This window comes from Dactylosporangium sp. CA-092794 (assembly GCF_050948465.1).
In the GTDB taxonomy this organism is placed as follows: Bacteria; Actinomycetota; Actinomycetes; order Mycobacteriales; family Micromonosporaceae; genus Dactylosporangium.
Map to the genome: position 1 here is coordinate 7,931,938 of NZ_CP192044.1, position 13,345 is coordinate 7,945,282.

10 protein-coding genes are annotated in these 13,345 nt (G+C 72.1%); 4 read left to right on the forward strand and 6 right to left on the reverse strand.

Annotated elements, in window-relative coordinates; translation table 11 throughout:
* Positions 1 to 31: 31 nt before the first annotated feature.
* Positions 32 to 721: an HAD family hydrolase gene (locus tag ACQPXD_RS33870; RefSeq protein WP_432825391.1), complete on the forward strand. Its 690-nt coding sequence runs from the start codon at positions 32 to 34 to the stop codon at positions 719 to 721.
* Here ACQPXD_RS33870 and ACQPXD_RS33875 read toward each other — a convergent pair.
* The 3 genes from ACQPXD_RS33875 to ACQPXD_RS33885 are packed head-to-tail and all read right to left on the reverse strand — an operon-like array spanning position 702 to position 3,417.
* Positions 702 to 1,148: an Lrp/AsnC family transcriptional regulator gene (locus ACQPXD_RS33875; protein WP_432825392.1), complete on the reverse strand. Its 447-nt coding sequence runs from the start codon at positions 1,146 to 1,148 to the stop codon at positions 702 to 704. The two genes, ACQPXD_RS33870 and ACQPXD_RS33875, sit on opposite strands and share 20 nt — an antisense overlap.
* 32 nt (positions 1,149 to 1,180) lie before the next feature.
* The gene (locus ACQPXD_RS33880) at positions 1,181 to 2,317 is read right to left on the reverse strand and encodes an acyl-CoA dehydrogenase family protein (RefSeq protein ID WP_432825393.1); all 1,137 of its coding nucleotides are present in this window, start codon (positions 2,315 to 2,317) and stop codon (positions 1,181 to 1,183) included.
* Positions 2,314 to 3,417, reverse strand: coding sequence for a M24 family metallopeptidase (locus ACQPXD_RS33885; protein WP_432825394.1), 1,104 nt, complete (start codon positions 3,415 to 3,417; stop codon positions 2,314 to 2,316). The genes ACQPXD_RS33880 and ACQPXD_RS33885 overlap by 4 nt, the downstream gene beginning before the upstream one ends.
* Before the next feature lie 138 nt (positions 3,418 to 3,555).
* On the opposite strand from ACQPXD_RS33885, the gene ACQPXD_RS33890 reads away from it, so the two are divergent.
* On the forward strand, positions 3,556 to 4,473 hold the full coding sequence (locus ACQPXD_RS33890; RefSeq protein ID WP_432825395.1) for an anti-sigma factor RsbA family regulatory protein: 918 nt from the start codon (positions 3,556 to 3,558) through the stop codon (positions 4,471 to 4,473).
* Between the two features lie 14 nt (positions 4,474 to 4,487).
* Positions 4,488 to 5,399, forward strand: coding sequence for a 5'-3' exonuclease (locus tag ACQPXD_RS33895; protein WP_432825396.1), 912 nt, complete (start codon positions 4,488 to 4,490; stop codon positions 5,397 to 5,399).
* On the opposite strand, the gene ACQPXD_RS33900 is transcribed toward ACQPXD_RS33895, so the two are convergent.
* From ACQPXD_RS33900 to ACQPXD_RS33910, 3 genes are all read right to left on the reverse strand, one after another.
* Complete coding sequence (locus ACQPXD_RS33900; RefSeq protein ID WP_432825397.1) at positions 5,391 to 7,868, reverse strand: glycogen/starch/alpha-glucan phosphorylase; 2,478 nt, start codon at positions 7,866 to 7,868, stop codon at positions 5,391 to 5,393. The genes ACQPXD_RS33895 and ACQPXD_RS33900 overlap by 9 nt on opposite strands.
* Positions 7,869 to 8,690: 822 nt before the next feature.
* Positions 8,691 to 9,608 carry an MHYT domain-containing protein gene (locus ACQPXD_RS33905; protein WP_432825398.1) on the reverse strand — a complete coding sequence of 306 codons (918 nt, stop codon included), beginning with the start codon at positions 9,606 to 9,608 and terminating at the stop codon, positions 8,691 to 8,693.
* A 120-nt stretch (positions 9,609 to 9,728) separates the two neighbouring features.
* Positions 9,729 to 12,494, reverse strand: a complete 2,766-nt coding sequence (locus tag ACQPXD_RS33910) for a DEAD/DEAH box helicase (RefSeq protein WP_432825399.1) — start codon at positions 12,492 to 12,494, stop codon at positions 9,729 to 9,731.
* 21 nt (positions 12,495 to 12,515) lie between these two features.
* On the opposite strand from ACQPXD_RS33910, the gene ACQPXD_RS33915 reads away from it, so the two are divergent.
* Positions 12,516 to 13,256, forward strand: a complete 741-nt coding sequence (locus tag ACQPXD_RS33915) for an HAD family hydrolase (protein ID WP_432825400.1) — start codon at positions 12,516 to 12,518, stop codon at positions 13,254 to 13,256.
* Positions 13,257 to 13,345: the final 89 nt, after the last annotated feature.

Here is a 13,345-nt window from a genome sequence, read left to right on the forward strand (position 1 = left end):
CATTGTGCCGGTTGCGGATAGGCTGCACCGCGTGGACGGGGTGTTGGTGCTCTGGGACGTGGACCACACGCTGGTCGACGTCGATGGCCTGGGCCGTGAGGCCTTCGATCTGGCGTTCCTGCGGCGGTTCGGCGCGCCGGTGGTGCACCAGCCGCCGATGGCCGGGCGCACGGACCGGGCGATCGCGATGGACATGCTACGGCTCAACGGCGTGCCGGTGACGCCGGCGCACCTGGAGGAGCTGCGGGCGGAGGCGGAGGCGGCCCTGGACGAGCTGGCGCACCTGCTGCCCACCCGCGGGCGGGCGCTGCCCGGGGCGGCCGACGCGCTGGCCGCGGTCGGCGCGCGCACGGTGCAGTCGCTGCTGACCGGCAACGTGCGCCGCTTCGCCGAGGTGAAGCTGGGGCCGTTCGGGCTGATCGGGCACCTGGACCTGGAGGCGGGCGCCTACGGCTGGAGCCACGAGGTGCGCGCAGAGCTGGTCGGCATCGCCCGGCAGAATGCCCGGAGCCGATACGACCGGCCCTTCACCAAGACGGTGCTGGTCGGCGACACGCCCGAGGACGTCGGGGCGGCGCTGGCCAGCGGGGCGGGCGTGGTCGGGGTCGCGACCGGGCGGTACACCCCGGCCGAACTGGACCGCGCGGGCGCCCACGTGACGCTGCCGAGCCTCGCCGACACGGGCCGGGTCGAGGACGCGATCAGGGCTGCCGCGCGGTAGGCCGCTGCTCGTAGGGCGTGGACAGCACGACCGTCGTGCGGGTGGTCACGTTGGCCGCCGAGCGGATCTCCTGCAGCAGCCGCTCCAGCGCGAGCGGGCTCTCGACCCGGACCAGCAGCATGTAGAAGTCCTCGCCGGCCACCGAGTAGCACGACTCGATCTGCGGGAGCTTGGCCAGCCGCTCGGGGGCGTCGTCGGGCTGGGACGGGTCGAGCGGCCGGATCGCGACGAACGCGGTCAGCGACAGGCCGAGCGCGTCGTGGTCGACCCGCGCCGCATAGCCCTTGATGACGCCCCGCTGCTCGAGCCGGCGCACCCGCTGGTGCACCGCCGACACCGACAGCCCGACCCGCTCGGCCAGGTCGGTGTAGGACAGGCGGCCGTCGACGGCCAGGGCCGCCACGATCGCGCGATCGGTCTCTTCCACGGTCAAGAACCCTAGCCTGCCGCGCAAATCGGTTACAGCGACCGGGCGATCACCACCCGCTGGATCTGGTTGGTGCCCTCGAAGATCTGCAGGACCTTGGCCTCGCGCATGTACCGCTCGACGGGGTGGTCGGACACGTAGCCGGCGCCGCCGAGCACCTGGACCGCGTCGGTGGTGACCCGCATCGCGGTGTCGGTGCAGAACAGCTTGGCCTTGGCCGCCTCGGCGCCGTGCGGCAGGCCGGCGTCGCGCAGCCGGGCGGCGTGCAGATACAGCGCGCGGGCGGCGGCGATCTGGGTGGCCATGTCGGCGAGCATGAACCCGACGCCCTGGAAGTCCGCGACCGGCCGGCCGAACTGCTGCCGCTCGCGGGCGTAGCCGGCGGCGTAGTCCAGCGCCGCCTGGGCCAGGCCCACGGCGCACGCGGCGATGCCGAGCCGGCCGCCGTCCAGGGCGCTCATCGCGATCCGGAAGCCGCCGCCGGGCTCGCCGATCAGCCGGTCGGCGCCGACCGTGGCGCCGTCGAGGACGATCTGGGCGACGACGGAGGAGCGCAGGCCCATGGTCTGCTCGGGCGCCTGCGGCAGCACGCCCGGGGTGGCGGCGTCGACGAGCAGGCAGGAGATGCCGCGGGCGCCTGCGCCGCCGGTGCGCGCGAACACGTTGTAGAAGTCGGCCTGTCCGCCGTGGGTGATCCAGGCCTTGGTACCGCGCAGCTCGTACCCGTCGGGGCCGGGCACCGCGCGGGTGGTCAGCGACGCCGCGTCGGAGCCGCTCTGCGGCTCGGACAGGCAGTAGGCGCCGAGCAGCTCGCCGCCGAGCATGTCGCCGAGGAACTTCTTGCGCTGCAGGTCGGTGCCGTAGCGGGCGATCGGGTAGCAGGACAGCGTGTGCACGGAGACGCCCTCGGCGACGGCCAGCCAGCGCGCCGCGAGCTCCTCCAGCACCTGCAGGTACAGCTCGTAGGGCACCCCGCCGCCGCCGTGCTCCTCCGGATACGGCAGGCCGAGCAGCCCGGCCCGGCCGAGCAGCCGGAACAGCTCGCGCGGGAACCGGCGCTGGGCCTCGAACTCCGCCACCCGCGGCGCCAGCTCGCCGTCGGCGATGTCGCGGACGAGGCCGATGAGGGCGGCGCCCTCCTCGCTCAGGAACGGCCGATCGACGGTCATAGGATCACCAGCTCCGTGTCGATGGTGTTGAGCCGCTCGGCACCGTCGCCGGTGCACACCACGATGTCCTCGATCCGGGCGCCGTGCCGGCCGGCGAGGTAGATGCCGGGCTCGACGGAGAACGCCATGCCGGGCTCGAGCGGGGTGTCGTTGCCGGACACGAGGTACGGGTCCTCGTGCACGTCGAGGCCGATGCCGTGGCCGGTGCGGTGCAGGAACCGCGGGCCGAACCCGGCCGCGGCGATGCGGTCACGGGCGGCGGCGTCGACGGCCTGGGCGGTGACGCCCGGCCGCACGGCGGCGACCGCGGCGCGCTGGGCGTCCCGGAGTACCGCGAAATAATCGGCGAAATCGGCCGGCGGCTCGCCGATGCAGTAGGTGCGGGTCGAGTCGGAGCAGTAGCCGTCGGGCATCTTGCCGCCGATGTCGACCACGACCGGCTCCCCCGCGGCGATCACCCGGTCGGACACCCCGTGGTGCGGGCTCGCGCCGTTGGGCCCGGCCGCGACGATGGTGAACTCGACGGTGGCGTGGCCAGCCTCGCGGATCCCGGTCGCGATGTCCGCGGCCACGTCGGCCTCGGTGCGCCCGGGCCGCAGCCACTCGGCCATCCGCTCGTGCACGGCGTCGATCGCCCGCCCGGCCCGGCGCAGCGCCGCGATCTCGGCCGGGGTCTTGCGCAGCCGCAGGCCGCGCAGCACGGCGCCGGCGAGGCGCTGGGTGGCGTCGGGCAGGGTGTCGCGCAGCGCGAGGACCTGCTCGGCCCACAGGCGGTCCCCGAGCCCGACGGTCTTGGCCCGGTCGCCGATGAGATCCTGCACGATATGGTACGGATCGGTGCCGTCCTCGTGGTCGACCAGCCGCACGCCCATGCCGGGCGCGGGCGAGGCCTCGGCGGCGGGGCGCTCCAGCCGCGGGACGATGAGGGTCGCCTCGCCGTCGGCCGGCAGCACGAGCAGGGTGAGCCGCTCCAGCGCGTGGGCGTCGTAGCCGGTCAGGTATCGCAGGTCGGCGCTCGGCCCGATGAGCAGCGCGCCGAGGCCGGCCTCGGCGGCGGCGCGCCGGGCGGCGGCCAGCCGTTCGGGGGTATACAGCTCCACCGCATCAGCTTAACGTTCGTTCGGTTTCCGGCGGGAGCCCTGACGTCGGGTACCGGCGGGTAAGTGCCGGCCGGACGGCGGTGGCGTAATCTGACCCCCGACGATAAGTAAAGACCCGAACTAAGGTCTCCGATTCCCATGAGCCCCACCGGTCCGTTCGTGCACGAGGCGCTGCTCTACGCGGACACCTCGGCGTTCCTCGACGGCACCATGAAGTTCATCTACGAGGGCTTCTCCCTCGACGAGCCCACCGCGGTCGCGGTGCCCCCGGGCAACCTGGCGCTGCTGCGGGAGCGGCTTGGCGCCTTCGCCGACGGGGTGCGGTTCATCGACATGACCGTCGCCGGGCGCAACCCCGGCCGGATCATCCCGTGGGTGCTCAGCCGGTTCATGGACGAGCACCCCGGCCGGCGGGTGCGGATCATCGGCGAGCCGATCTGGGCCGGGCGCACCGCCGATGAGTATCCGGCCTGCGTGCAGCACGAGGCGATGATCAACGTGGCGTTCGCCGGGCGCGAGGCGGCCATCCTGTGCCCGTATGACGTGGGCCGGCTCCACCGGCGGGCCGTCGCCGACGCGCACGCCACCCACCCGGTGATGGCCGGCGACGACGGCCGGTTCCCCAGCCGGTCCTACGACCCGCACGGCATCGCCGAGGCCTGGAACGTGCCGCTGTCCGAGCCGCCCTCCGGCGCGAGCACGCTGCGCTTCGAGCTGTCCGGGCTGGTGCAGGTGCGCCGCCTGGTGGCCGAGGTGGGGCTGGCCGCCGACCTGCCGCCGGACCGGATCGTCGACCTGCAGAGCGCCGTCAACGAGCTGGCCACCAACAGCGTCCAGCACGGCGGCGGCTCCGGCACGCTGCGCACCTGGTACGACGACGACCGCGTGGTGTGCGAGGTCCGCGACTTCGGCCACGTCACCGACGCGATGACCGGCCGGCTCCGCCCGCCCTTCGGCCGCGGGCACGGCCTGGTGATGGTCCACTTTCTCGCCGACCTGGTGCAGCGACACGCGAGCCCGACCGGCACCACCACGCGCATTCACGTGTTGCGCTGAGTAATCTTTGCCGGATGGACCGCCCCCTGCTGCTGATCGACTCCGCCAGCCTCTACTTCCGTGCGTTCTTCGGCGTGCCCGAAGCCGCCGCGAAGGCCCCCGACGGCACGCCGGTCAACGCCGTGCGCGGCTTCCTGGACATGCTCGCCACCCTCATCCGCGGCCGCGGCCCCGACCGCATGGTGTGCTGCCTCGACGCGAGCTGGCGCCCGGCGTGGCGGGTGGCGCTGCTGCCCTCTTACAAGGCGCACCGGCTCACCCCGGCCGGCGGCGAGGAGGTGCCGGCCGCCCTCGAGGCGCAGGTACCCATCATCCTCGACTTCCTCGCCGCGCTCGGCATCACCGCCGTCGGCGCCGCCGACTTCGAGGCCGACGACGTCATCGGCACGCTCGCCTTCCGTGAGCCCGGCCCGGTCGAGGTCGCCACCGGCGACCGGGACCTCTTCCAGGTCATCGACGACGCCAAGCCGGTCCGGGTGCTGTACTGCGGGCGCGGCGTCGCCAAGCTCGAGGTCCTCGACGACGCCGCGCTGCACGCGAAGTACGGCGTGCCGGCCGCCGGCTACGCCGACCTCGCCGCCCTGCGCGGCGACCCCAGCGACGGGCTGCCCGGCGTGGCCGGCGTCGGCGAGAAGACCGCCGCCCGGCTGGTCGACCGCTACGGCGGCCTCGACGCGATCCTGACCGCCGTCGACGACCCGCAGTCGGGCTTCGCGCCGGGGCTGCGGGCGAAGCTGGTGGCCGGCCGGGAGTACCTGGCCAGCGCCCGCGACGTCGTCGCCGTCTCGCGCACCGTGCCGATCCCGGCGCTGGACACCAAGCTGCCCGCCGTCCCGGCCGATCCCGACCGGCTCATCGAGCTGGCCCAGCGCTGGGGATTGGCCGGGGCGGGCAAGCGGATCGTCGACGCCCTGTCCTCAGTGTGAGACCCTGACCGGCTCCACCCGCCAGATCAGGTCGCAGTAGTCGCGCACGGTGCGGTCGGAGGAGAAGAAGCCGCTCCGGGCCGCGTTGAGCACCGACATGCGGGCCCACCCGTCCTGGTCGCGCCACGCCCGCTCGACCCGCTCCTGGGCCTCGATGTAGGGGCGGTAGTCGGCCAGGGCGAGGTACTCGTCGCGGCCCAGCATCGACTCCACGATCGGCGCGAACAGCGTGCGGTCGCCCTTGGCGAACTGGCCGCTCGCGATCGCGTCGACGGCGGCGCGCAGCTCCGGGTCGCTCTCGTAATACGCCCGCGGGTGGTAGTCGCGGCGCAGATCGGCGGCCCGCTGCGCGTCGAGGCCGAACAGGAAGAAGTTCTCCTCCCCCACCCGCTCGCGGATCTCGATGTTCGCCCCGTCCAGCGTGCCGATGGTGACCGCGCCGTTGAGCGCGAGCTTCATGTTGCCCGTGCCCGACGCCTCCTTGCCGGCCAGCGAGATCTGCTCCGACAGGTCCGCCGCCGGGATGATCACCTGCGCCCGGGTCACGTTGTAGTCGGGCGGCAGCACGACCTTGAGGCAGCGCGACACCACCGGGTCGGTGTTGACCGCGTCCGCGACGCCGTTCACCAGCCGCATCAGCAGTTTCATCGCGTGGTACCCCGGCGCCGCCTTGCCGCCGAACAACACCGTGCGCGGCACCACGTCGAGCCCGGGGTTGTCCCGGATGCGGTTGAACAGCGTGATGACGTGCAGCAGTTTCAAGTGCTGGCGTTTGTACTCGTGGAAGCGCTTGATCATCACGTCGCACAGCGCGCCCGGGTCGATGACCACACCCGTGGACCGCTCCACCTGCCCGGCGAGGTCGGCCTTGTTGGCCCGCTTGATCTCGCGCCAGCGCGCCAGGAACTCAGGGTCGTCCGCCGCCGCGGCCAGCTCCTGCAGCCGGTCCAGGTCGGTGATCCAGCCCTCGTCGCCGAGCCGCCGCGTGATCAGCCCCGACAGCCGCGGGTTGGCCAGCCGGACGAACCGCCGCGGGGTGACGCCGTTGGTGACGTTGTGGAACTTCTGCGGCCACAGCTCGGCGAAGTCGCGCAGGGTCGTCTCGGTGAGCAGCTTGGTGTGCAGCTCCGCCACGCCGTTGACCGCGGTGCTGGCCACCACCGCCAGGTGCGCCATGCGGACCCGCTTCTCCGGCTCCTCCTGGATGATCGACAGGCGCCGCACGCGGTCCAGGTCGCCCGGGTACGTCGCCTCGACCTCCTGCAGGAAGAAGTAGTTGATCGAGTAGATGATCTCCATGTGCCGCGGCAGCAGCCGCTCCAGCAGCGCCACCGGCCAGGTCTCGAGGGCCTCCGGCAGCAGCGTGTGGCAGGTGTAGTTGAACGTGCGCCGGGTGATCGACCAGGCCAGGTCCCAGTCCACCTTGTACTCGTCGACCAGCAGCCGCATCAGCTCGGTCACCGCCATGACCGGGTGCGTGTCGTTGAGCTGGATGACCACCTTCGCCGGGAACGCGTCCCAGCCGGAGTTGCGCAGCCGGTACCGCCGGATGATGTCCCGCAGCGAGCAGGCGACGAGGAAGTACTGCTGCTTGAGCCGCAGCTCACGCCCCTGCTCGGTGCTGTCGTCCGGATACAGCACCTTGCTGATGTTCTCGGCCCGCACGATGTCCTCGACGGCCTCCTTGTACTGCCCGGCCCCGAACCGCGACAGGTCGAACGACTCGCGGCTGGCCCGGGCCTGCCACAGCCGGATGATGTTGACCGTCTGCGTGGCGTACCCCGGCACGAGCATGTGGCTGGGCTCGCCCCGCACCGTCTCGCCCGGGGTCCACTGCCGGCGCAGCCCGCTCGGGTCGTCCAGCGCCGGCCCGGTCGTGCCGTAGAAGCCGACCACCTGCCGGTCGTCGGGCGCCGGGAACTCCCAGGGGTTGCCGTAGAAGGTCCAGTCGTCGGGCCGCTCGACCTGCGCGCCGTCGCGGAACGCCTGCTTGAAGATGCCGAACTCGTAACGGATGCCGTAGCCCACGGCGGGGATGTCGAGCGTCGCCATGGAGTCCAGCAGGCAGGCGGCGAGCCGCCCGAGCCCGCCGTTGCCGAGCCCCGGCTCGACGTCGTAGCTTTCCAGGTCCTCGAGGCTCACCCCGAGCTCTTCGGCGATCGGCCGGGCGAACTTCTCGGTGTCGGTGTAGAGCAGGTTCTGCCGCAGCTGCCGCCCGAGCAGATACTCGGCGGACAGGTAGTAGACGAACCGCGGGTTGGCGGCGTAGTGCGCGGCCGCGGTGCGCGCATACCGCTCGACCAGCCGGTCGCGCACGGTCAGGGCGAGCGTCTGATACCCGTCGGATCCGCTGGCGGACTCCAGCGTGGTCCCGCGCTGGTAATACAGGTTGCTGATGAGGTCCCGCTCGAAGTCTTCCGGCGTGTTGCCGACGGAACGCATGTGGGCCCGGGGCCGAGGATCGGTCACCCCTTCAGTATCTCGCGCGCCCCGCTCCGCTTCGCCCCTTCACCCCCTTCATCCGGCTCCCCTACACCGACTAAATCGCGCTATGCCCGATAAATCCGGCGACTCCGTCGCCGGATTTATCGCCTATTTCGTAATAAAGTGCGCGGTGTCCGTTTCGGCCCGACCCGCCGCCCGTTTCTCGCACCGCGCCGCTGCCTTCGCGCTTCAGCCGGACCTCGAGCACTCAGCGCGCCGGACCGCCGACGGCTCCCCGCCCGCCGCCCGCAAGGCGCGTCCGGCCAGACGACCAAAAAACGACCAAAACTCTCCGCGATCATGCATGCGGCCACTCGAATACCGCGGTTTTCCATGATCGTGGAGATATATGGTACCAATAGGTACATTTTCTCTCCGCGATCACGAAAAACTCATGGTGCCGGTGCAGATTGCGCATGATCACGGAGACTTAATGCCACTGCGTGATCGGCTACAGGGGCCACGACTCTGGTCGGCCACCGTCAGCCGGATCAGCCTACGACCCGGATCGCCCAGAACGGGCAGGCGGCACCCATTACCGGCCGAATCGCACAGACCACCCAGAACGGTTCATACCGGTCGCCATAGGCTGGGTCGTCCGCGGCCGGGCCCGGCGTGATCGGGTCGGCGGTGCGCCACCGGATCAGGCGTCGTGGGCCAGAGGTGCTCGACCGGGCCAACCGGAGGCCGAGCCGAGCAGGGACCGGGCCCAGGAGCGGATGTGGCCGGGCGGGGTGAGAGCCGGGGGCACGGGGGCTAGTGGGGCCGGGCGCCCGGGGGCGGGAGGTGGAGGCCGGAGGTGGAGGGTCAGCGGCCGCGCTGGCGGCGGGCGTCGGCGATGCCGTTGGCGGCGCGGGCGGCGAAGGCCTGGCCGGGCGGCTGGGTGGCGGGCGTCACGGCGGAGTTGGAGCCGCCGCCGAAGACCGGGCCGGCGGAGGTCGCGCGCAGGGCCTGGCCGGCGGCGATCTTGTCGCGGACCGCTTCGGCCTCGGCCTGCTCGCGCTCGGACGGGACGGCCATCACGGCGCTGGCCAGGGCGATGACGACGACCAGGACGAACAGCACGATCGGGGCGAGGAACCAGTTGACATCCACGCCCGGCACGGTGGAGACGTCGTGGTCGAGGTGGACGCGCATCGAGTACATGCCGGTGTAGTGCATGCCGCAGACCGCGACCCCCATCACCGCGGCCGCGGCGATCGTGGCCACGATGCCGCGGACGACGACCGTGAACCACAGGGCGACGGTGGCGGCGACGACGGCGATGGCGTAGGAGGCGTAGAAGAGACCCGGCTGGTACTCGAAGGAGCCGTTGACGTGCATCGCCGCCATGCCGGTGTAGTGCATGAACGCGACCGAGATGCCGGTGATCGGGCCGCCGACGAGGACCTTCCACAGCTTCGGCTCGCCCAGACCGACGATGAATAAGCCGATACCCACGGTCACCACGGCGATGAAGAAGCTCGCGACGGTGATCGGCACGTCGTAGCGCAGCGGGCTGTCCTTCACGCTGAAACCGACCATCGCCATGAAATGCATGACCCAGATGCCGGTGCCGCCGATTGCCCACGCGGCGAGGACGAGCAGCCACGCGCGGCGGCGGGTATTGGTCGCGCTGCGGGCGCGGGCCGTGCTGACCAGGCCGAGCAATGAGCCCAAAAAGGACATCGCGAAAGCGAAGATAGGGGTGATCGCTCCATACGTGAAATGGTCAAGCTGGCCCACGAATGTTCCTCCAACCAAGCACGCGCGCCGCCCACGGCGAACCGGCCAGAGCATCATCACGGATCCGAACGATTTTTGCTAATCAGCATCACCCGAAAGAACGGAAAAATCGCAACGTGATCAAGCCATGACGCTGTAGGCGAGCACGCCGCGGGTGATGGCCGCCATCGCCTGCCGGGCGGTGCGCCGCACGGAATCCGGCGCGCCGGAGGCCTCGGCGAGCTGGCCGAGCAGGTCGAGCACCTGGCGCGACCAGCGCACGAAGTCGCCGGCCGGCATGTCGCCGTCGATGCCGTGGACGCTGCCGAGCACCTTGGTGAGGCTTTCGCCGCGGGCCCAGCGGTACATCGGCCAGACGAAGCCCAGGTCCAGCTCCCGGGTCAGCTGCAGGCCCCGCGAATCCTCGTCGTCGCGGAGGTCCGTCCAGAGCTTGAGCGTCGCGTCGATGGCGTCGGTGACCTCGCCCCGCGGTACCGAAGCGCGGTCTTCGGCTTCCCGGCGGGCCTCGTAGACCAGCACACTGGCGGCGGCGGCGAGCTCGGCCGGGTCGAGCTTGTCCCACACCCCGCGGCGCAGGCACTCGGCGACGAGCAGGTCGGTCTCCGACCAGATCCGGGCGAGCATCCGGCCGGCGTCGGTGACCCCGCCGGCCTCGGTGAGGTAGCCGCGGTCGGTCAGCAGCCCGCAGACCCGGTCGAAGGTGCGCGCGAGCGACCCGGTCCGGCTGGCCACCTTGCCGCGCAGCCCCTCGGTGTCGCGCTCCAGGCGCCAGCGCCGCTCGGCCCAGCGGGCGTGCTCCTCGCGGTCGGGGCAGCGGTGGCAGGCGTGGTGGCGCAGGGACGCGCGCAGCGTCTCCAGCTCGTGGTCGTCGGCCGCGGCGGCGTTGCGGGACCGGCCCGGCCGGCCGCGCTCGGCCGGGATCAGCTCCAGGCGGCGCAGCTGGGCGGCGAGGTCGCGGCGGTCCTGGGCGGAGCGGTAGTTGAACTGGCGCGGCACCCGGACGCGGCCGAGCGGCTCGACCGGGGCGGTGAAGTCGGCGCCGGAGATGCGCCCGGCCCAGCGGTCCTCGGTGAGCACGAGCGGGCGCGGCTCGCCGAAGCCACCCGTACCCGGATCGATGACGATGGCCAGGCCCGAGCGGCGGCCGGCCGGAACCCGGATGACGTCGCCGGGGCGCAGGCGCTCCAGGGACTCCAGGGCCGCGGCGCGGCGCTGCTGCACGCCCTGGCGGGCGATCGCCTTCTCGCGGTCGGCGATGGCGACGCGGATGGCGAAGTACTCCGCGAAGTCGCCGAGGTGGCAGGTCATCTCCCCGGCGTAGGTGGCCATGGTGTCGGTGTTGCGCTGCACCTGCCGGGCCAGGCCGACGACCGAGCGGTCGGCCTGGAACTGCGCGAACGAGCTCTCCAGCAGCTCGCGGGCGGCCGCGAAGCCGACGCCGCCGACGAGGTTGACCGCCATGTTGTACGACGGGCGGAAGCTCGACTTGAGCGGGTACGTGCGGGTGGAGGCGAGCCCGGCCACGTGCCGCGGGTCGACCTCGGGCGCCCACACCACGACGGCGTGGCCCTCCACGTCGATCCCGCGCCGCCCGGCCCGGCCGGTGAGCTGGGTGTACTCGCCGGGGGTCAGGTCGACGTGCGCCTCGCCGTTGAACTTGACCAGCCGCTCCAGGACCACGCAGCGGGCCGGCATGTTGATGCCCAGCGCGAGGGTCTCGGTGGCGAAGACGGCCTTGACCAGGCCGCGCACGAACAGCTCCTCGACCACCTCCTTGAACGCGGGCAGCATGCCGGCGTGGTGGGCGGCGAGGCCGCGCTCGAGGCCGTCGAGCCATTCCCAGTACCCGAGCACCTGCAGGTCTTCGCTCGGGATGTGCCGGGTGCGCTCCTCGACGATGCTGCGGATCTCGGTCCGCTCGTCGGGCCCGGTCAGCCGCAGCCCGGCGGCCAGGCACTGCTGCACCGCGGCGTCGCAGCCGGCCCGGCTGAAGATGAACAGGATGGCGGGCAGCAGACCCTCACGGTCGAGCCGCTCGACGATCTCGGGCCGGTGCGGGCCGGTCCACCGGCCCCGCTTGCCGCGGCGCAGATCGCCGCCGGCGAGCTCGACCCGGCGGAGCATCTCCCGGTGGTACCGCAGCAGCTCTGGATGCACGTCGTGCTTCTGCGCCGCCTCGACGTCGTGGAACAGGTCGAACATCCGCCGGCCGACGAGCATGTGCTGCCACAGCGGCACCGGCCGGTGCTCGCTGACCACGACCGAGGTCTCCCCGCGCACGGTGACGAGCCAGTCGGCGAACTCCTCCGCGTTGGACACCGTCGCCGACAGTGACACGAGCGTCACGGACTCGGGCAGGTGGATGATCACCTCCTCCCACACCGCGCCGCGGAACCGGTCGGCGAGGTAGTGCACCTCGTCCATGACGACGTACGACAGGCCCTCCAGCGTGGCCGAGCCGGCATACAGCATGTTGCGCAGCACCTCGGTGGTCATGACCACCACGGGCGCGTCGCCGTTGATCGCGTTGTCGCCGGTCAGCAGCCCGACCCGGTCGGGACCGTAGCGGCGCACGAGGTCGTTGTACTTCTGGTTGGACAGCGCCTTGATCGGCGTCGTGTAGAAGCACTTGCGCCCCTGCCGCAGCGCCAGGTGCACGGCGAACTCGCCGACCACGGTCTTGCCGGCCCCGGTCGGCGCGCACACCAGGACCCCGGTGCCCCGCTCGAGGGCCTCGCAGGCCTCGGCCTGGAAGGGATCGAGCGCGAAGTCCAGCTCCTCGGCGAACTCCGTGAGCGCCGGGCGCCGGGTGGCTTCCTCGGCCCGCTCACGGGCGGCCTGGTAGCGGTCTGCGGGGCTCTGTTGCGTGTCCTCGGTGCCGCTCACGCCCCCAAGGCTAGGCGAAGGATGCCCGGATCCGCTCCTAGGTATCGTGCTGGCGTGCCGGAAAGCGATGAGTCCCTCACTTCCAGACGACCGATTGAGGCGGTGCTGCTGGACTTTCACGGCACGCTCGCGCAGGTGGAGGACCCGGTGCGCTGGGTGAATCTCGCGGCGGAGAGCGTCGGGACGACGCTGGACCGGGGCCGGGCGACCGTCCTCGCCGACCGGCTCACCACGGCCGGGCGCGCCGGCGGCCCGAGGCCGCACCGGGTGCCGGCCCACCTGGCCGAGGTGTGGGCCGAGCGCGACCTGTCCACGGCCGCGCACCGGGCCTGCTACACCGGCCTGGCGGCGACCGTCGACGAGTCGCTGGCCACGGCGCTCTACGACCGGCTGCTGCTCGCCGACGGCTGGGAGCTCTACGCCGACACGGTACCCACGCTGCGCGCCCTGCGGGAGGCCGGCGTGCCCGTCGCGGTGGTCAGCAACATCGGCTTCGACCTGCGCGCCCTCGCCGCCGACCTGGGCTTCGCCGACCTCGTCGACGCGTTCGTGCTGTCCTACGAGGTCGGGCGCACCAAGCCGGACCCGGCGATCTTCTGGCAGGCCTGCGCGACGCTGCGGGTCGATCCGGAACGCGCCCTGATGGTCGGCGACTCCCCCGCCGACGCGGGCGCCGCGGCGGCCGGCTGCAGCGTGCTTGTCCTCCCGGAGAGTGAACCGGGCAAGGTTCATGGCCTGGGAGGGGTACTGCGGCTGATCTGAGCCGGGTGTGGAAAGTGCGCCGGCCGGGAAACACTGTCGCAACATCGGCTCTGCGCTTGTCGCGCCCTGCCCCAAAGGCGACAGTGCAG